The following is an 18,479-nucleotide window of genomic DNA, read 5'->3' as shown; positions in this document are numbered from 1 at the left end:
CACCAGAAGTCACGGGCTACTCTCCGACCGCCTCTGCCAGGGTCTCGTGGAAAGTGAACCCCTGTACCGCACCGGTGATCTCGAATACCCGCGCAACGGCAGGTTGAACGCCCACGAGGTGGACCTCTCCTCCTGCGGCCTGCGCGCGCAAGCGGGCACCGAGGAACGCGTTCAGTCCGGTCGAATCGCAGAAATCGAGTTCCGAACAGTCGATCACCAAGCGCGTACTGCCCTGCTCGACACACTCGAACAGGCGGTCCCGCACCGCGTCGGCACTGTCCACGTCGATCTCACCGGCGACCGTAACGATCGCAGAGGTGCCATTGGTGCTGACCGACACCGTCAAGCCGCCCTGCATGCCAGCCTCCTGCTGCCCTTTGCCCACCGAGTAATCCGGCCCGGGCACACGATAGACGACCGCCCCTCGATGGTGGGGGTCGGCCGGCGCACACAAACTTTTTCGGGTGGATCGTGTTTGCCCTTCCCCATCCGGGTTAGGCGCAGGGGGGACACCTCAAAACGCGTCACGAGGGGGAGGCATGGCAGTACAGCTCGAAGCCGAGATGCAGGTCCGGGGGTCGCAGCGGCCACCGGCAATGGACACCGGGGCAGAAGAGCTGGATCTGTGCGGGCTTCACCACGAGTTCGACGAGGGCGAGATCGGGTCGATGGGCGCCGCGGACGCGCGCTCTCTGTCCCGGACGCTGTTCCAACGGCTGAACCGGCTCGAAGAGGGCACGCACGAGTACCAATACGTGCGCAACACCCTCATCGAACTCAACCTGCCCCTGGTGCGCTTCGCCGCGGGTCGGTTTCGCACCCGCAGCGAACCGCTGGAGGACATCGTCCAGGTCGGCACGATCGGGCTGATCAAGGCGATCGATCGTTTCGACACCGATCGCGAAGTCGAGTTCCCGACCTTTGCGATGCCGACCATCCTCGGCGAGATCAAGCGCTTCTTCCGGGACACCACCTGGTCGGTCCGAGTGCCGCGCAGGCTCCAGGAGTTGCGACTGCGGTTGGCCAAGGCGAGCGAGGAGCTGGGCGGACAGCTGGATCGGGCGCCCACCGTCGCCGAACTCGCGGCCTTCCTGGACGTCTCGCGCGAGGAGATCGTCGAGGGCATGATCGCCTCGAACGGCTACAGCGCGTCCTCGCTCGACGCACCCGGCGGCGGTGCCGGCGGTGACGACGCGGCGGTCCCGATGGATCGGCTCGGCGCGGACGACGACGCGATCGAACTGGTTGACAATCGCGAGTCGCTCAGGCCACTGATCGCCGCGCTGCCGCCGCGCGAGAAGCACATCCTGCTGCTGCGCTTCTTCGGCGGCAAGACGCAGGCCGAGATCGGCGAGCAACTGGGCATCTCCCAGATGCACGTCTCCCGGCTGCTCTCCCGCACGCTCGGCACCCTGCGCGCAGGGCTGCTCACGGAGAGCTGAGTCGGGCCAACATCCGTCCGCAGGAACACAGGCCCGTGGAGAAGGGGCGGGAGGCGATCGCCTCCCGCCCCTTCTCCGCGTCCTCGGCCTCGGCCGGACCCGGCGGACCGGGCCGGCTCCGGACCGGTCCGCCGATGCGGCCTCAGCCCTTGGGGGCCTCGAACTTCTGCGTGCGCTGCATGCCCGCGGCACGGCCCTTGGCCGAGATCACCAGGGCCATCTTGCGCGACGCCTCGTCGATCATCTCGTCACCGAGCATCGCGGCGCCCTTCATCCCACCCTCGGCCGAGGTGCACCAGTCGTACGCGTCGAGGATCATCTCGGCGTGGTCGTAGTCGGCCTGGGTCGGCGAGTACAGCTCGTTCGCGGCGTCGATCTGGCCGGGGTGCAGCACCCACTTGCCGTCGAAGCCCAGCGCGGCCGAGCGGCCGGCCACCCGACGGAACCCGTCCACCTCCTTGATCTGGAGGTACGGGCCGTCGATCGCCTGGAGGTCGTTGGCCCGCGCGGCCATCAGGATGCGCATCAGGATGTAGTGGTACGCGTCGCCGGTGTCGTAGCCGGGCGGCTGCTCGCCGACCACGAGGGACTTCATGTTGATCGACGCCATGAAGTCGGCCGGGCCGAAGATGATCGTCTCCACGCGCGGGGACGCGGCGGCGATCTCGTCCACGTTCACCAGGCCGCGGGCGTTCTCGATCTGCGCCTCGATGCCGATCCGGCCGACCTCCAGGCCGACCGTCTTCTCGATCTGGGTGAGCAGCAGGTCCAACGCCTTGACCTGGCCCGCGTCCTGGACCTTCGGCAACATGATGGCGTCGAGGTTGGCCCCCGCGCCCTCCACGACGGTGACCACGTCGCGGTAGGTCCAGTGCGTGGTCCAGTCGTTGACCCGCACGACGCGGATGCGATTGCCCCAGTCGCCGTTGTTCAGCGCGTCGACGATGGTGTGTCGCGCGCCCTCCTTCGCGAGTGGGGCGCAGGCGTCCTCGAGGTCGAGGAACACCTGGTCGACCGGGAGCCCCTGCGCCTTCTCGATGAAGCGCGGGTTGCTGCCGGGCACAGCCATACAGGAACGGCGGGAACGCAAGCTACGCGATGTGGCGGCCATGTGTCTGGTCCTCCCAGTGCTGCGGATCGTGCGGTCAGGTTACCGACGGGTCACCCCACCCGGGCTATGAGGTGGCGCACGTTCCGCGACCGCACGTTGTGGGACGCTGTGGCCCATGACGGACACCGACCCACTCCCGGGAGCGAACACGCCGCGCGGGCAGGGCGCGTCGCCCGAAGAAGCGGCCCGGCGCGAAGAGGGTGCGCGGCTCGAGGAAGGCGCGCTGCTTGAAGAAGCCGCGCTGCTCGAAGAAGGAGCGAAGAAGTCCGGCCTGCTCTGGCTCACCGTGGGCACCGCCCCGCCCCGCCCGGTCTGGCACGTGTGGCTGGACGGTTCGTCGTGGCTGGTGAACGCCCGCGAGGACGGCGCCGTCGAGCAGTTCGTACCCGGGCTGGCCGAGGCCGGCCGGGCGCTCGTGGACATGCGCAGCAAGGACAAGGGCGGCCGGCTGCCCGGGTGGACCGCCGAGGTCGCCGTGGTCACGCCGGACGACCCGGCGTACGAGCCGGCCGTCCTGGCCCTGCACGCGGCCCGGTTGAACGCGCCGGACGGCGAGGAGCAGCCGGCCCGCTGGGCGCGCGAGTGCGACCTGATCCGGCTCACCCCGACCGGCTCGGCGCGCTCCGTACCCCGGGACGCGGGCCGCACGGTGCCGATCGGTTCGCCCGCGGTGACCCGCGGAGCCGCGCCGTTCAATCTGTCGATCGGCCGGCTGCGCCGGCGCGGCGGCTGAGCCCGGGAGGCCGCGAACCGGCGACCGCCCGGCCGGGGCCCGGCAGGAGACCTCAGGAGAACAGCAGCGGGTCGCTCCTGAGCCCGGTGGGCACCGGCGGCTTGCTCATCCGGCCGATGTCCGGACGGCGCGTGGTGGAGGTGGACGGCGTGCCGTTCGGAGGGCGCGTCGAGGTGCCGCCGGTGCCGGACGAGGAACCGTTGTTGCCGGTGCCGCCGGTCGGGCGGCCCTGGGTGGTCAGGCCCTTGTCCACCACCTCCTTGGGATCCGGCGCGTGCACGATGACCCGCTCGCCGTAGCCGAGGAAATCGAACGCGCCGGCCTGCTTGGCGTCCGGGGCCGACTCCATCCGCAGCAGGTACGGGGCGCCCTCGACGGCCACCCAGATGGTGCCGCCGGTGCCCGGCGTCCGGTTCTCCAGCGCGATCGCCTTGTGCCCGTTGACCTGTTTGACCGGGCCCTTCTCCAGCTTGCCCGGCTTGCCCATCAGCTTGTTGGTCAGCCGCTCGACGTAGGTGTTCTCCACGATGCCGTCGTATTTCTTGTCCCCGGAGGTGGGGACCTGTACGTACTTGTCGTGGTTGGCCACCTCGGTGGCGGTGCCCTCGACCTTGGACCAGAACTTCGCGTCGCCTCGGAACCAGACCTGGTTCTGCACCCGGGTGACGTAGGCGGTCGTGGTGTCCTCGACGATCTGGCCCTCGCTGCCGGTGCTGGTGAAGCGCATGTCCACACTGAACGGCTTGGCCGGCTTGCCGGCCGCGCCCGGGACCGTCAACTCCCCCTTGACGTGCACCGACTTCGCCCCCGCCGTCGCGGCCTGGGCGCGCTGCAGGATCGCCGCCGGATCCAGGTTGTCCACCTGGTTGCCGAGCGGCGCACCCGCCGTCGGTTCGTCCACCGGTGCCTGCCACGAGCGGTGTGCGGGTCGTCCCGCACTACACCCGGCGGCCAGCACCGTGACCGATACAGCCGTAGCCACCACGAAGCCGCGCCGCACGTGATCCACCGTTGGGTTCCCTCGTCGTTCGATGTCTCGTTGGTTCGCTGACCCGAGTCGACGCCCGGGTGCGTCGACGTCCTGCCGGAAACGGTATCCCGGAGCCGGAATCGCCCGCCTCAGTCGGTGCCCGGCACCAACCCGTCGGGATTGCCCGAGGGTTTGTCCGACGGCCTGCCGGAGGGTTTGTCGGACGGCTTGTCCGACGGCTTGACCGGGGACTTGTCCGACGGCTCCTTGCCGTCGGTCAGCGTGCCGTAGTCGACCGTATCCTCGGTCTTGGGCAACACGAGCGGGAAGTCCTGGTCGAATTCGAAGAGTTCGAGCGCTCCGCCGCCGGGCGACGGGATGTACTTGAGCGGGAACGGCACTCCGTGCAGAGCCACCCGCAGTTCGCCGCCGCGACCTCGGTCCGCGACGAGCTTGAGCGACTCGGCTCCGCGCACCTTCTCCCGACCGTCCTTCTTGAGCTTGCCGTTGAGCCGGATCAGGTCGGTCATCATGTCCTGCATCCGGGTGAATCCGGACAGTCGGGCATAACTGGGATCGGCGGGCGGAACCTTGACGAACTTGTCCCGCAGCGCCTGGGCCGACTGTTCCACATCGGCCCCGCCGCGACCGTCCCGCCCCTGATAGAGCCGGGCGTCGCCGCGCACGAACAGGTCCTCGTTGATCCGCAGCAGTTCGATGGTGCTGTCCGCGGTGACCACGGTGCCCACCCCGCCCTCGCGCTTGAGCCGCAGGTCGATCCGGAACTCCTGGCTCTGGATCTTCCACACGCCCTGCACGTGGACGGCACCGGCCCGCGCGGCCGCCGCCTTGGACTTGCCGGCGATGGAGTCCGCGGACTCCGTACCGAGCCCGGTCTCCTCCTTCGAACACGCCGTGCCGGTGAGGACACAGGCGGCCAGGAGGGCGATCGTGGTCTTCGTCTGAGGCAAGCGCACGGGCGGCACTGTACTGAGCCGGGCACCGGGTGTCGTGATCATGCCCACCTTCACCGGTAGCCTGGGCCGTCCGGGGCACCCGCGGAGTGACCGCGCGGATCGGCCAACGCGGACGTACACATCGGCGACGGAGGGACCACGGCATGGGTGCGTCATCCGGGCGAGTGTTCATCTCGCACCTGGCCGGCGTGGCCGTGTTCGACCCCAACGGCGACCACGTCGGCCGGCTGCGCGACGTGGTGGTGATGCTGCGTACCGCCCAGCTCCCCCCGCGCGTGCTCGGGCTGGTGGTCGAGGTGGCCACCCGCCGGCGGATCTTCGTACCGATGACCCGGGTGACCAGTGTGGAGACCGGCGAGGTGATCACCACCGGGCTGGTCAACATGCGCCGCTTCGAGCAGCGGCCGAGCGAGACGCTGGTGCTCGCCGAGATGCTGGACCGCCGGGTGACCCTCGCCGAGAACGACGAGGCGGTGACCGTCCTGGACGTCGCGATGGCGCTCGGGCGCGGTCGCGACTGGTTGATCTCCAAGCTGTTCGTGCAAAAGGGCGGCACCTCCGGGCTGCGCCGGCGGCGCGGCGAGACGATCACCGTCGACTGGAACGCGGTGGTCGGCTTCGAGCGTCCGGAGGATCAGCAGGGCGCGGCCAACCTGCTCGCCACCTTCGAGCAGCTGCGACCCGCCGACCTGGCGAACGTGCTGCACAACCTGTCCGCCAAGCGCCGCGCCGAGGTGGCCGCGGCGCTGGACGACGACCGCCTCGCGGACGTGTTGGAGGAACTGCCCGAGGACGACCAGGTCGAGATCCTGGGCCAGCTCCAGGAGGAACGCGCGGCCGACGTGCTGGAGGCGATGGACCCGGACGACGCGGCCGACCTGATCTCCGAGCTGCCCGAGGACACCGCGGAACGCCTGCTCGGCCTGATGGAGCCCGAGGAGGCGGAGGACGTACGCCGCCTGCTGACCTACGTCGAGGACACCGCCGGCGGCATGATGACCACCGAGCCGATCGTCCTGGAACCGGGCGCCACGATCGCCGAGGCGCTCGCGCACGTGCGCAACTCCGACCTGTCGCCGGCCCTGGCGAGCCAGGTCTACGTCTGCCGGCCGCCGACCGAGACGCCGACCGGCAAGTATCTGGGCACGGTGCACTTCCAGCGACTGCTGCGCGATCCGCCGTTCACCCTGGTCGGGGCGGTCCTGGACACCGACCTGATGCCGCTGCGGCCGGACACCCCGCTCGCCGAGGTGACCAGCTTCCTGGCCGCGTACAACATGGTCGCCGCGCCCGTGGTGGACGAGGACGACCACCTGCTCGGCGCGGTCACCGTCGACGACGTGCTCGACCACCTGCTGCCCGAGGACTGGCGCGAGGGTGCCATACACGGAGACGGGGGTGTCCGCCGTGGCACGTGAGAGCACGAACACCGACAAGCGCCGCCGCCCGCGCCTGGATCAACCGCGCGACCCGCGGCGGCGTCCGCTGCTGCCCGCGTACGACCCGGAGGCGTTCGGCCGGTTCTCCGAGCGGATCGCCCGGTTCCTGGGCACCGGTCGATTCCTGGTCTACATGACCGCCACGGTGATCGTGTGGATCGCCTGGAACATCTTCGTGCCACCGGCGCTGCGCTTCGACGAGTACCCGTTCATCTTCCTCACCCTGGCGCTGTCCCTCCAGGCGTCCTACGCGGCGCCGCTGATTCTGCTCGCACAGAACCGACAGGACGACCGGGACCGGGTCAACCTGGAGCAGGACCGGGCCCGCAACGAGCGCAACATCGCGGACACCGAATACCTGACCCGCGAGGTCGCGGCGCTGCGGATCGCCCTCGGCGAGGTCGCCACCCGGGACTTCCTGCGCTCGGAACTCCAGTCCATGCTCAAGGAGTTGGACGAGCGCCGGGAGACCGACGGGTGGCTGATGGGCCGCAACGTGACCGACGCGCACCTGACCCGGCAGCAGCCCCCGCCGGACCCCGAGCACTCCTGAGCCGAGGGCCGGGTCCGCCGGCGCCGCCGGGTCCGGGGTGCCGTCCCGGCCTCGGCATCTTTTTATACAAGTGTATGAGTCATTTGTATAAGACATTTGTCTAGCGCGGGGTTACGATCACTTCATGGGACATCGCGAAGACCTGCTGGCCGGAGCCAAACGTTGTCTGTACGAGAAGGGCTACATGCGCACCACCGCGCGCGACATCGTCGCCGCGTCGGGAACCAACCTCGGATCGATCGGCTACCACTACGGGTCCAAGGACGCGCTGATGCAGCAGGCGCTGCTGGAGTCGATCGAGGGGTGGGGCGCGGAACTGGCCGACGCGCTGGCCGACGCCGTGGGCAGCCAGACCGCGCCGCTGGAGCGCTTCGAGGCGATCTGGACGCGCGTGATCGACCTGATGGAGGCGCACCGGATGATGTGGGCGGCCAATTTCGAGATCCTGGCCCATCTCGACGAGCTGCCGGAGATCCACAAGGTGCTCGCCGCGGCGCAGAACGACGGCCGCTCCGGGCTGGCCTCGATCTTCCTGGGCGTGCCCGAGGAGGGCAACGAGCACCTCACCGGCACGGTCGGGGCGCTGTGTCAGGCGCTCCTGGTGGGCGTGGTCAGCCAGTGGATGTTCGCCCCGGAGAGCGCACCCACCGGCCGGGATCTCGCCGAGGGCATGCGCGTGCTCATGACCGCGAACCCGACCGGCTGAACCGGCCGCCGGACAGCACCAGGTGGGCCAGGACACCCGCGATCAGCCCCCAGAACGCGGACCCGATCCCGCCGATGGTGACCCCGGACGCGGTGGCCAGGAAGGTGATCAGCGCCGCCTCGCGGTGCTCGTCGTCGGCCATCGCGCCGGTGAGGCCGCTCGCCAGCGCGCCGAACAGCGCCACGCCCGCCACCGCCGCGACCAGTTCCTTGGGCAGGCCCGCGAACAGGGCCACCAGGGTCGACCCGAACATGCCCACGACCAGGTAGAAGACGCCGCACGAGACCCCCGCGACATAGCGCCTGCGGGGGTCGTGGTGCGCCTCGGGGCCGGTACAGATCGCGGCGGTGATCGCGGCCAGGTTGATCGCGTGCGATCCGAACGGCGCGAGCAGCGTGGACACCGCCCCGGTCGAGCCGATCAGCACCCGGTCGTTCGGCGCATAGCCGGACGCGGCCAACACCCCCATCCCGGGCGCGTTCTGCGACGCGAGGGTGGCCACCAGGAGCGGCACCGCGATCCCGATCAGGGCCGGCACCGACAGGTGCGGCGTGGTCCACTCCGGACGCGCGATCTCGAACGTGTCGATGTGCACGTGCAGCCGCGAGGTCGCCGCCGCGCAGGCCACCCCGACCACCAACGCGACCAGTACCGCGTAGCGCGCGAGGAACCGCTTCCCGACCAGGTAGGCGAGCAGCACGCCGCCGCCGATCCAGGGCGCGGTCCGGACCGACGTGAACACCCCGGTACCGAACGAGAACAGGATCCCGGCCAGCATCGCGGACACCACCGCGGCCGGCACCCGCCGCATCAACCGGCCGAACACGCCGGTCACCCCGATCACCGTGATCAGCACACCGGTGACCACGAACGCGCCGATCGCCTCGGGATACGAGTACGAGCCCAGGCTGGTCACCAGCAGTGCGGCGCCCGGTGTGGACCACGCGGTGACGATCGGCATCCGGGTGTGCAGGCTCAGACCCAGGCAGGTCAGCCCGCTGCCGATGGACAGCGCCCAGACCCACGAGCCGGTCTGCTCGGCGGTCAGCCCGCCGGCGGACGCCGCGGTCAGCACGATCACCAGCGGCCCCGAGTAGGAGACCAACACCGCGATCAGACCGGCGAGCACGGCCGAGAAGGAGGCGTCCCGCCACAGGTTCGGCGCGGTCGCGGACGACGCCGGCTCGGTGTTCGTCGTGGTCCCCGTACTCACCCGGCGCCTCGCCTCGTGCTCAATCGTGGTCGTAGACGGTGACCCGCACACCGCACGCGCTCAACCGTTCGAGGACGAGCGGCTCCACCCTGCCCCAGTTGCCCCCCGCCAGACCACAGCCAATTCGCGGCATGTGGACCGATGCCCCGAGTTCGAGCGCCCGGCGGCCGAGTTCGGTCAGCGCCCGATCGATCGCGTCGTAGCGCACCGGCGGCCCCTTGCTGCCGGTGCGCATGCCGTGTTGGCCGATCATGTTGGCCACCCACAGGTAGGTGTCCACCCGGACCAGGCGCACCGCGCCGAGACCGAAATCGTTGTGCGCCCGCTCGCGATGCCATCGCCGGTAGTCCCGCTCCGGCTCGGGCCATCGCCCGGACAGCGCGAGCACGAAGCCCTTGCCCCACCCGCCCTGGTCATTGCAGACGTGCGCGATCACCTTGACGCCCTTGCCCAGCGGCGTGGTGGCATCTCCTCGGACATACGCGACGGTCGCCATGCGCGGCACGCTAACCGCCCGCACCGACGCCGTGACACCGGTTTCACGGCCGGTCGAACAGGCGCGCCGCGTTGTCGTGGCAGACCGCCCGCAGCCAGTCGTCGCCCAGGTCGAGCCGGGTCAGCGCGTCGAGCGCGTGCGCGTAGCCGTAGGGGATGTTCGGGAAGTCGCTGCCCCACAGGATCCGGTCCGCCGCGTCCCGCAGTCGAACCCGATCGGCGGGCGGGAACGGGGTGAACTCCTCGACGAAGTCGGTGAAGGCCATCGTGGTGTCCAGGTGCACGCCCTCGTGGCGGTCCGCGAGATCCAGGAACTCGCCGTACTCCGGCATCCCCATGTGCGCGACGATCAGGCGCAGCCGCGGGTGTCGGGCCAGCACCCGCGAGACGGGCCCGGGCCCGGTGTGCGCGCCCGGCACCGGCCCCGACCCGCAGTGCGCGACCACCGGCACCCCCGCGTCCGCGAGCGTGCCCCACACGTCCGCCAGGAGCGGATCGGTCGGGTCGTACCCACCGACCTGGACGTGCGCCTTGAACACGACCGCCCCCGACTCGATCGCCTCGCGCACGTACTTCCCCGCGCCCGGTTCGGCGAAGAAGGTCGCCGTGTGCAGGCAGTCCGGGGTGCGCGCGGCGAACTCGCGCGCCCACGCGTTCAGCCACGCGGCCATCCCGGGTTTGTGCGGATACAGCATCGAGGTGAACGCCGACACGCCGAATGCGCGCAGCCTGGCGACCCGTTCGTCCTCGTCGAGCCGATAGGTGATCGGCCAGGGGCGGCCGATCAGCGGACCGGCCGCGTCGAAGTAGGCCCACACCTTGTCCAGCACCTGCTTGGGCATGAAGTGCGTGTGCACGTCGATCAGCGACGCCAGGCCCAGCTCCCGGCGGAACCGGGCCACTCGCGTCTCCTCGGCCACCGTCGTCACGCGGCCACCACCCCATCCGGCTCGGAGGTCGATGCTCTCGAAGTCTTTTCCCGAGGGCGTCGTAAGCTCACGGTATGGCTTCTGCAACCCTGCCCTCGGCGGACGACGTCCAGGATGCGCTGGCGACCGTCCAGGACCCCGAGATCCACCGGCCCATCACCGAATTGGGCATGGTCAAATCCGTCGAGATCCACGCCGACGGGCGGGTCGAGGTCGGGGTGTTCCTGACCGTCAGCGGCTGCCCGATGCGCGAGACGATCATCAGCCGGGTCGAGACGGCGGTCGGCGCCCTGCCCGGCGTGACCGCGGTCCGGGTCGAGCTCGACGTGATGAGCGACGCACAACGCAAGGAACTCGCGAGCAACCTGCGCGGCGGCCAGGCCGAGCGCGAGGTGCCGTTCGCCCGGCCCGGCTCGCTCACCCGCGTGTACGCCGTGGCATCCGGCAAGGGCGGCGTCGGCAAGTCGTCGGTGACCGTGAACCTGGCCGCCTCGATGGTCGCCCAAGGCCTCAAGGTCGGCATCGTGGACGCGGACATCTACGGCCACTCGGTGCCGCGCATGCTCGGCGTGGAGGGCAAGCCCACCCAGGTCGAGAACATGATCATGCCGCCGTCGGCACAGGGCGTGAAGGTGATCTCGATCGGCATGTTCACCCCGGGCAACGCCCCGGTGGTGTGGCGCGGCCCCATGTTGCACCGCGCACTCCAGCAGTTCCTCGCCGACGTCTACTGGGGCGACCTGGACGTGCTGCTGCTCGACCTCCCGCCGGGCACCGGCGACATCGCCATCTCGGTCGCGCAGTTGGTCCCCAACGCGGAGATCCTGGTGGTGACCACGCCGCAGCAGGCCGCCGCCGAGGTCGCCGAGCGGGCGGGCACCATCGCCGTGGAAACGCGCCAGACCATCGCCGGCGTGATCGAGAACATGGCCGGGCTGCCCTGCCCGCACTGTGGCGAGATGGTCGACGTGTTCGGCTCCGGTGGCGGTCAGCGGGTCGCCGACGGCCTGTCCGCGGCCACCGGCACCAAGGTCCCGCTGCTCGGTTCGATCCCGATCGACACCCGGCTGCGCGAGGGCGGCGACACCGGCAAGCCGGTCGTACTGGACGCCCCGGAATCGCTCGCGGCCATCGCGCTGAGCGCGATCGCCGCCAGGCTCGGCGGACGCGAGCGCGGGCTCTCCGGCCTCCAACTCGGCCTGACCCCGCTGCGCAACTTCTAGGTCGGTTCGGGTCGGTTCGGGCCGCCCGGACACGGGCACCGCGCCGGTGCGCGGAGCGCGCCCGGCCATGCCGGCTCCACCGCGATGATCCCGAGGGCACGCGCGCCCGCTCCACCGGTCGCGCCCGTGCCCCCGGGGTCATCGCCGCACAGTCACGAATCCGGCGTCGCGTACGTGCGCAGGTCCACCGCGCGGGACAGGCCCAGGCCGTACGCACTCGCGCCGCGGCCGTACACCCCCAGGTACACGCCCGCGCTCTCGCCCGCGAGCACCCAGCCGTAGGCCGACTCCCGATAGCGGAACCGCGCGGGCACCCCGTCCACCGGGATGGCCAGGTCCGTCCATCCGGGGCCGGTCAGGTTGTCGGACAGATCCCACGCGATGTTGGTCTGCTGATCCAGCCACTCCGCCCGGGTCGCCCGGTCCAGCTGCCACGGCCAACTGTCCGCGAGCAAGGCCACCCCTGCGAGTGACGCCGCGCTCGCCCGGGAGGTGGCCTCCATCTGTCCGGTACCGTCCCCGGCCGGCCGCTTGGGCCGCCGCGGAACGGTCACCACGGACACGAACCGGCGTGGCGTGGGATCACCGGGGCGCCGGCTGGGCAGGTCGCCGTGGCCGAGGGTGCCGTACTCGATCGTGCGCCGGCCCCTGCACACCGACGCCAACCAACGCCGCCCGTTCCAGCCCTCGTCCAGGCCGTACCAGGGGAAGTCCGCGCCCAGGTATTCCGCCAACAGGTCGGGCTTGCCCGCCTCGTCGGCGGGCAACGCCTCGCCCGCGTGGCTGATTGTGTCCATACTCCGCCTCAGGTCCTCTCGCGCGGCGCGGCGGCGCCGCCGGCTGCCTCGGTCACGCCATGTCCGGAGCCCACCTCCCCCGGCGACTCCCGGTGGACCGACCGTCCGATACATGTATCCGCCGAGTCACCGAACACACACCGCCCGTGTACTCCGGCTCCATAGTGCCCGAATGCGCACGCGGCCCCGCACCGTGCGCGGCGGGCGGCGGGTGGGAATCGGCGGCGGCCCGGAGCGGTCCTCGAACCCGCGTCGGAAAGGACCCCGGACGCGGGAAGCGCCGACGTCAGGTCGCGTCGGCGTCGTACGGCGGGCGTTCGCCGGGCTCGACCCGGGGAGCGGTGGTCTTCTTCTGCAAGGACGGCGGGCTGTACGAAGTGTCCGGCACGTCCGGGTCGTAGGGGCTGCCACTGGCCAGCCCCTTGATCTCCTCGAAGTCCTTGCCGAGCGAGTCGCGCAGTTCCCGGATGCCCAGGTCGTCGTCGCCGTCACCCATCAGGTTCTTGCGCACGAACGTCTTGGGGTTGAGGTCCTCCAGGTGCATGTCCTGGAACTCCGGGCCCAGTTCCTTCTTCAGATCCGCACGGGCCCCGGAGGAGAACTCGCGAAACTTGCGAATGGTGCGGGCCACGTCGCCGATCATCTTCGGCAGCTTCTCCGGGCCGAAGATCACGATCGCGAGGATGACGAGCGCGACCATCTCGGGTGCACCGACGTCGAACACCTGGACTCCACGAGATTGCGCCGAAGGGGTTCGATCGGGCGACCGAACCCCCTCAGAGTAGTCGTCGACACCCGGAGCGGAAGGCCGCGGCCGGCATCGAACGTTCCGTTTGGTGCCTATCGTCGGAAGATGTGACCGTCCGGACATGTGTACGTCATGTCCGGGTCATCCGGCTTCGAGGGTCATGTCGACCGTGCGCTCGGTCCCGTCCCGTTCGATGGTCAGCTTGACCACCGCGCCGGGGGCCTTGGCCCGGATCGCCACGATCAACTCGTTGGCGTCGTGCACCTTGCGGCCGTCGATCGCCTTGATCACATCGCCCGGCTTGAGGCCGGCCCGATCGGCCGGCCCCCCGGCCCGGACCGGCGGCGTCCCCTTGACGTCGGTCGGCGAGATCCGCGCGCCGTCGCCCTGGTAGGCCACGTCCAACGAAACGCCGATCACCGGGTGCGACGCCTTGCCGGTGTCGATCAACTGCTGCGCGACGCGGCGCGCCTGGTTGATCGGGATGGCGAAGCCGAGACCGATACTGCCCGCCTCCTGCTGCGCTCCGAACGGATTGCCCTGCCCGCCGCCGGCCGAGCGGATCGCCGAGTTGATCCCGATCACCGAGCCCGCCGCATCGATCAGCGGACCACCGGAGTTGCCCGGGTTGATCGGCGCGTCGGTCTGCAACGCGCTGATGTAGGACACGTCGCTGCCCGAGCTGCCCGCGCTCACGGCGCGGTCCTTGGCGCTGATGATGCCGGAGGTGACGGTGCCCTCCAGGTTGAACGGCGCGCCGATGGCGATCACCGGATCGCCGACCTGGACACTGTCGGAGTTGCCCAGCGGCAGCGGGTGCAGCCCCTGCACGCCCGCGACCCGGATGACCGCGAGGTCGTAACCGGTGTCCCGGCCGACCAGGGTCGCCGAGGTCTGCTGGCCGTCGTTGAAGGTGACCGTGATCGTGCCGCCGGAGGAGGCCGCCTCGACCACGTGGTTGTTGGTCAGGATGTCGCCGGCCGTGTCCAGGACGAAGCCGGTGCCGGTGGCCTCGCCGCGGCCGGTCTTGGTGTGGATGTACACGACGCCGGGCAGCGTGCTGCCCGCGAGCCCGGCGATGGTGTCCTTGCCCCGAGCCGGACCGCTGGGCGGCGGGTCGCCGAGCCGGACCTTGGTGTCCTGCCGATCGGCGACCCAGGCTCCGATGCCGCCGCCGATCAGTCCGGCGACCAACGCGATGGCCGCGGCCCAGACCACCAACCGGCGCCCGTAGCGCCTGCCGAGGTCCTCCGTCGGCCCGCCGGCGCCGGTCATGTCCCCCGGTACCGGATAGCCGTACGGCACGGCCTGATAGGGCGTGTAGGCCGCCTGCGGGGCATACGAGGGGTACGGCCCGTACGGCCCGTAGCCGGGCTGCCCCGCGCCGGGGTGGGTGCCGTAGGGGCCGGCCTGTCCGGGCCACGGCTGCGGCCGGGTCGGCGCGGCGGGCGGGGGCGGCTGCGGAGGTGGCGCGAAGGGGTCGTACGCCGGATCGTCCGCGCTCGGCAGCTCGGCGGTCCCGTGCACCACCGGCACCTCGGCGGTGACCGCTTCGCGCACATCCGGAACCGGGGGCCCGAATGCGGCCGGCTCGGTGGCCGGATCGGCGGCGTGCTCGGGCGGCACGGGCTCGGCGGCGTGCCCGAACCGGGTCGCGCCGTCCCGGGCGCCGGCCTCCTCGGCCGTCGCGTCCTGCACCGAACGGTCGGGCTCGGCCGACGACGGCCGGGCCGGGAACGCGTCGGGCTCGGCGTCGGGTCCGGGCTCGGCCGGGTGTTCCGGCGGGGTCTCGGTCGATGCTCCGACCGGTGTCTCCGGCCCGGCATCGGCAGCCGGTGCCGGCTCGGCCGATTCGGCGGATCGACCCGGCTCGGGCTCGTCCTCCCGCCGGGCACCCGCCGCCGAGGGCGGTGCTCCGGGCGGGAAGGCCGCCGGCTCCGCGTCGTGATCGGGTCCCGGCCCGGCCGGCGCGTCGTCGCCTCGCGGCGGCTCCGCTCCCCCGCGGCCGTATGCGTCGCTCATCGTGTGCCTTCCTACCGCTCCCGGTGTGCCGAGCACCTGCTGCTTCCCCGACACGGCCACAGTCTTGCGCGTGCCGATCGGTGCCGTCCCGGCGGCAGTGGATACCCGCCCCACCACGCCGCACGCGCGGTCGGCCGAAAGTGCCCCACACGGTCGGCCCGCACACCCGGGCCGACCCGCGACGAACCGTTTCCGCCGATTCCCGCGACGGCCGACACCGGGCGGAGCGAGCAGACCGGCGAAGCCGGAGCCGGCCCGGTACCGAACACGCCCGGTACCGAACACGGCCTAGTGCCGGACACCCTCCGGCTGGACCGCCACCGTCAGCGGTGTCCCGGCCAGCACCTGCGCGGGGCGTCGGGGCGCCGAGCCCGCCGGCAGTGCGGTCGTGGTGGCGGCCTGCTCCACGAGATAGCGCTCCACGGCCGGCGCCGCGGGGCGTCCCTCGGTGCCGCCGCTGGTCCCGCCCGGCACGAACGCGCTGCTCAGCGCGACGGCCATCATCGAGAACGCGCCCGCGGCGGCGAACGTCAGCCGACGTCGGCTCACCGGCGGGCGCACCCGCTCGGGCATGTTGCCGGGCCGACCGGCCCGCGGACCGGTCGAGCGCGAGCGCCCGCGTGCCGAGGCCGCCGATCGCCCGGCGGTCGGGAAGGTGAAACGGTCCCCCGACGCGGGCGGCGGAGGCGGCTCCTGGGCGGGTTCGCCGAGAGCCAACAGCCGTGCCATCAGGTCGTCCGACGGACCGGGCTGCCGCACCTTGCCGAGCAGTTGTTTCACCTGGCGCTGCTCCTCGGCCTCCACGCGACAGTCCGCGCATTCGGCGAGGTGCGCCAGCACCTTCTCCCGGGCCTCATGGCCCAGCTCACCGTCCACATAGGCGGCGAGTTTGTCGTCGAGGTGGCTCATGTCCCCACCTCGCATGCCCCACGTCGGGTCGCGGCGCGCCCCACCCGTGTGGCACTCACTACCCCCCTGCCCAAGCGGTCGCCGGGCTCACTGGTCACGGTCCCTCATCTCCGCACCGTGGTCCGGACCTCCGCAGCCGTCTCCTGGCCTGCCTTGTTCCGGGGAGCACGATGCCGCAGCGCCGCACGGAGCTGGGACCGGCCGCGGTGAATGCGGCTGCGCACGGTCCCGAGTTTCACTCCGAGCGTGGTGGCGATCTCCTCGTACGACAGGCCCTCGATGTCACACAGCACGACCGCGGCGCGGAACTCCGGGGCGAGGGCATCCAGCGCCTGCTGGACGTCCGCGTCCAGGTGGGCGTCGTCGTATGCCTGCGCGGGTGAGAGCTCACGACCGGCGAGGCGTTCGCCCGCGTCGTCGCCCAGACCCTCGAAGCGGATGCGCTGACGGCGCCGAACCATGTCGAGGAAAAGGTTCGTGGTGATGCGGTGCAGCCAACCCTCGAACGTGCCGGGCGTGTAGCTCGACAACGATCGGAACACTCGGACGAACACCTCTTGGGTGATGTCGTCCGCATCGTGCGGGTTGCCGCTGAGGCGGTAGGCGAGCCGATAGACCCGAGCGGAGTGGGTGCGGACGATGTCCTCCCACGACGGCGGGACCCATTCGGCCTGGGCTGGGCTGCTGATTGCGTTTGCGGCTTCGGCCACGTGATCCGGCATCGGCGACGCGTCGCGGGTACAGGATTGTTCCCCGCGGTGGTCGACCACTGCCACACCTCCTCTTCCGAGTAGCGCAACCACCATAAGCGCCCTGCCTGTTAAGCCCGGATAAGGGCGCCGAGCCCGGATCCGACCCACCTGCGGTGCCGCGAGACCACGAGCCTCGTGTTCACCTGTCTTCCGAGGGGGCCAACGAACCGCGCCCGGACGGGGTTCCCCGATTGCGGCCCGGTCGCCGGACGGCGGTCGCCGACGGCGCTCGGGCGCACTCGTGCGGCGCTCCCCGGCCGGGCGGATGACCCCTCGGTAATACGCTTGCGCTCAGGTGGCCGACCCGTCGAGACGCGTACGGGCGGCCGGGACAGAGGAGGAAGCCATTTCCGGCAATCGCCAGGCGAGCTGGGCGTTCGCGGAAGAGTACGTCGGCGAGGACGCCGTCCTCGCGGGCGCCCGCGCCCGCGCCCGGGAAGTCGGCGTGGTCCCGATAGGTCCGGGCGGCGGCGCCGCGCTGCGCTTCCTCGCGGCCGCGGTGGAGGCCAAGGCGGTCGCCGAGATCGGAACCGGGACCGGGGTCTCCGGCCTCTACCTGCTGCGCGGCATGCGCTCCGACGGCGTGCTCACCACGGTCGACGCCGACCCGGAGAACCAGCGGCTCGCGAAGGAGACCTTCACCGAGGCGGGCTTCCCCAGCGGTCGCGCCCGCTTCATCCCGGGTCGCGCCCTGGAGGTGCTGCCCCGGCTCGCCGACGGTGGCTACGACCTGGTGTTCTGCGACGGCGACAAACTGGAGTACCTGGACTACCTGGCCGAGGCGCTGCGCCTGCTGCGGCCCGGCGGCGTGGTGTGCTTCGACAACGCGTTCCTGCACGACCGGGTGGCCGATCCGGCGCACCGCGACGCGGAGACCGCGGCCGTGCGCGACGTGCTGCGGGTGATCCGCGAGCACGAGTCGCTCGTGCCGGCCCTGCTCCCGGTCGGCGACGGCCTGCTGTGCGCGGCCCGCCGGGGCTGATCGGCGCCGTTCGCGTGCCGGTCGCCGGGAGTCGCCCGGACATGCCGACGGCCCCGATCCGGACATGAGTATCCATGTCCGGATCGGGGCCGTCGCATCACGACTTTCGTCGAGGGCGTCGCCCCTGGGGGTCAGCCCACGGCGTTCTTCAGCGCCTCGCTCAGGGCGCCGGCCTCATCGGCCGACAGCTCGACTACGAGCCGTCCACCGCCCTCAAGCGGAACGCGCATGACGATGCCCCGCCCTTCCTTGGTCACCTCGAGCGGGCCGTCGCCCGTCCGCGGCTTCATGGCCGCCATGCTCGTTCCCCTTCCTGCATATCGACGCACCGGTGCTCAAACCGGCCACCGGTCTTCGAGAGCATTGATCAGGGACCATTATCCCGCATCGAACGGTGGGGTGAGCAACATCGGGTCCCGTCGGCCTCTCGAACCTCGTCCGTACGACGACGGAATGAGACGGTCCGTCCCGGCTCGGC

Annotated in this window: 20 protein-coding genes; 7 read left to right on the top strand and 13 right to left on the bottom strand. The window is 71.1% G+C overall.

All coding sequences use genetic code 11. The features are described 5' to 3' along the window. Positions 1-16: 16 nt before the first annotated feature. Positions 17-385, bottom strand: coding sequence for an STAS domain-containing protein (locus ACFZBU_RS29945; protein WP_391586796.1), 369 nt, complete (start codon positions 383-385; stop codon positions 17-19). Positions 386-539: 154 nt separating this feature from the next. Between ACFZBU_RS29945 and ACFZBU_RS29940 the strand changes: the two genes are divergently transcribed. Then, on the top strand, positions 540-1,442 hold the full coding sequence (locus tag ACFZBU_RS29940) for an RNA polymerase sigma factor SigF (RefSeq protein ID WP_391586795.1): 903 nt from the start codon (positions 540-542) through the stop codon (positions 1,440-1,442). A gap of 142 nt (positions 1,443-1,584) precedes the next feature. Here the strand turns inward: ACFZBU_RS29940 and ACFZBU_RS29935 are convergent, their stop codons facing one another. Next, complete coding sequence (locus ACFZBU_RS29935; protein WP_391586794.1) at positions 1,585-2,553, bottom strand: HpcH/HpaI aldolase/citrate lyase family protein; 969 nt, start codon at positions 2,551-2,553, stop codon at positions 1,585-1,587. Between the two features lie 115 nt (positions 2,554-2,668). Between ACFZBU_RS29935 and ACFZBU_RS29930 the strand changes: the two genes are divergently transcribed. Beyond that, complete coding sequence (locus ACFZBU_RS29930; RefSeq protein ID WP_391586793.1) at positions 2,669-3,286, top strand: hypothetical protein; 618 nt, start codon at positions 2,669-2,671, stop codon at positions 3,284-3,286. A 52-nt stretch (positions 3,287-3,338) separates the two neighbouring features. Here the strand turns inward: ACFZBU_RS29930 and ACFZBU_RS29925 are convergent, their stop codons facing one another. Beyond that, complete coding sequence (locus ACFZBU_RS29925) at positions 3,339-4,295, bottom strand: hypothetical protein (protein WP_391586792.1); 957 nt, start codon at positions 4,293-4,295, stop codon at positions 3,339-3,341. 110 nt (positions 4,296-4,405) lie between these two features. Then, complete coding sequence (locus ACFZBU_RS29920; RefSeq protein WP_391586791.1) at positions 4,406-5,233, bottom strand: hypothetical protein; 828 nt, start codon at positions 5,231-5,233, stop codon at positions 4,406-4,408. A gap of 143 nt (positions 5,234-5,376) precedes the next feature. Here ACFZBU_RS29920 and ACFZBU_RS29915 point away from each other — a divergent pair, with 143 nt between their 5' ends. From ACFZBU_RS29915 to ACFZBU_RS29905, 3 genes are all read left to right on the top strand, one after another. Continuing rightward, positions 5,377-6,651 carry a magnesium transporter MgtE N-terminal domain-containing protein gene (locus tag ACFZBU_RS29915; protein WP_391586790.1) on the top strand — a complete coding sequence of 425 codons (1,275 nt, stop codon included), beginning with the start codon at positions 5,377-5,379 and terminating at the stop codon, positions 6,649-6,651. Continuing rightward, a complete protein-coding gene (locus ACFZBU_RS29910) occupies positions 6,641-7,225 on the top strand; it encodes a DUF1003 domain-containing protein (protein ID WP_391586789.1) in 585 nt (194 codons plus the stop codon). Before ACFZBU_RS29915 ends, ACFZBU_RS29910 begins: the two co-directional genes overlap by 11 nt. A gap of 124 nt (positions 7,226-7,349) precedes the next feature. Next, positions 7,350-7,931 (top strand): TetR/AcrR family transcriptional regulator, encoded by a 582-nt coding sequence (locus tag ACFZBU_RS29905; RefSeq protein WP_391586788.1) that lies wholly within the window; start codon positions 7,350-7,352, stop codon positions 7,929-7,931. On the opposite strand, the gene ACFZBU_RS29900 is transcribed toward ACFZBU_RS29905, so the two are convergent. Genes ACFZBU_RS29900 through ACFZBU_RS29890 form a run of 3 tightly spaced genes read right to left on the bottom strand, consistent with a single transcriptional unit; the run spans position 7,906 to position 10,568 of the window. Further along, positions 7,906-9,144 carry a benzoate/H(+) symporter BenE family transporter gene (locus ACFZBU_RS29900; RefSeq protein ID WP_391586787.1) on the bottom strand — a complete coding sequence of 413 codons (1,239 nt, stop codon included), beginning with the start codon at positions 9,142-9,144 and terminating at the stop codon, positions 7,906-7,908. The two genes, ACFZBU_RS29905 and ACFZBU_RS29900, sit on opposite strands and share 26 nt — an antisense overlap. Positions 9,145-9,163: 19 nt before the next feature. Continuing rightward, positions 9,164-9,640 (bottom strand): macro domain-containing protein, encoded by a 477-nt coding sequence (locus ACFZBU_RS29895; protein ID WP_391586786.1) that lies wholly within the window; start codon positions 9,638-9,640, stop codon positions 9,164-9,166. Positions 9,641-9,683: 43 nt separating this feature from the next. Beyond that, a complete protein-coding gene (locus ACFZBU_RS29890; RefSeq protein WP_391586785.1) occupies positions 9,684-10,568 on the bottom strand; it encodes an amidohydrolase family protein in 885 nt (294 codons plus the stop codon). A gap of 74 nt (positions 10,569-10,642) precedes the next feature. Here ACFZBU_RS29890 and ACFZBU_RS29885 point away from each other — a divergent pair, with 74 nt between their 5' ends. Further along, positions 10,643-11,791, top strand: a complete 1,149-nt coding sequence (locus tag ACFZBU_RS29885) for an Mrp/NBP35 family ATP-binding protein (protein WP_391586784.1) — start codon at positions 10,643-10,645, stop codon at positions 11,789-11,791. 152 nt (positions 11,792-11,943) lie between these two features. On the opposite strand, the gene ACFZBU_RS29880 is transcribed toward ACFZBU_RS29885, so the two are convergent. The 5 genes from ACFZBU_RS29880 to sigE all read right to left on the bottom strand — a co-directional run bounded on the left by ACFZBU_RS29880 (position 11,944) and on the right by sigE (position 16,989). Then, entirely contained in the window at positions 11,944-12,588 is a 645-nt protein-coding gene (locus tag ACFZBU_RS29880) for a hypothetical protein (RefSeq protein WP_391586783.1), read from the bottom strand. 286 nt (positions 12,589-12,874) lie between these two features. Then, positions 12,875-13,312, bottom strand: coding sequence for a sec-independent translocase (locus ACFZBU_RS29875; protein ID WP_391586782.1), 438 nt, complete (start codon positions 13,310-13,312; stop codon positions 12,875-12,877). Positions 13,313-13,477: 165 nt separating this feature from the next. Next, positions 13,478-15,358, bottom strand: a complete 1,881-nt coding sequence (locus tag ACFZBU_RS29870) for a trypsin-like peptidase domain-containing protein (protein ID WP_391586781.1) — start codon at positions 15,356-15,358, stop codon at positions 13,478-13,480. A gap of 288 nt (positions 15,359-15,646) precedes the next feature. Continuing rightward, positions 15,647-16,267 (bottom strand): anti-sigma factor family protein, encoded by a 621-nt coding sequence (locus tag ACFZBU_RS29865; RefSeq protein WP_391586780.1) that lies wholly within the window; start codon positions 16,265-16,267, stop codon positions 15,647-15,649. A 104-nt stretch (positions 16,268-16,371) separates the two neighbouring features. Further along, positions 16,372-16,989 (bottom strand): RNA polymerase sigma factor SigE, encoded by a 618-nt coding sequence (gene sigE / locus ACFZBU_RS29860; RefSeq protein ID WP_052174094.1) that lies wholly within the window; start codon positions 16,987-16,989, stop codon positions 16,372-16,374. Positions 16,990-17,314: 325 nt separating this feature from the next. Between sigE and ACFZBU_RS29855 the strand changes: the two genes are divergently transcribed. Beyond that, complete coding sequence (locus ACFZBU_RS29855) at positions 17,315-18,001, top strand: O-methyltransferase (RefSeq protein ID WP_391586779.1); 687 nt, start codon at positions 17,315-17,317, stop codon at positions 17,999-18,001. 131 nt (positions 18,002-18,132) lie between these two features. On the opposite strand, the gene ACFZBU_RS29850 is transcribed toward ACFZBU_RS29855, so the two are convergent. After that, the gene (locus ACFZBU_RS29850) at positions 18,133-18,300 is read right to left on the bottom strand and encodes a DUF3117 domain-containing protein (protein ID WP_078976897.1); all 168 of its coding nucleotides are present in this window, start codon (positions 18,298-18,300) and stop codon (positions 18,133-18,135) included. Positions 18,301-18,479: the final 179 nt, after the last annotated feature.

Source organism: Embleya sp. NPDC008237 (genome assembly GCF_042956465.1).
Taxonomy (GTDB): Bacteria; Actinomycetota; Actinomycetes; order Streptomycetales; family Streptomycetaceae; genus Embleya.
This window is presented reverse-complemented; position numbering and strand designations above follow the sequence as displayed.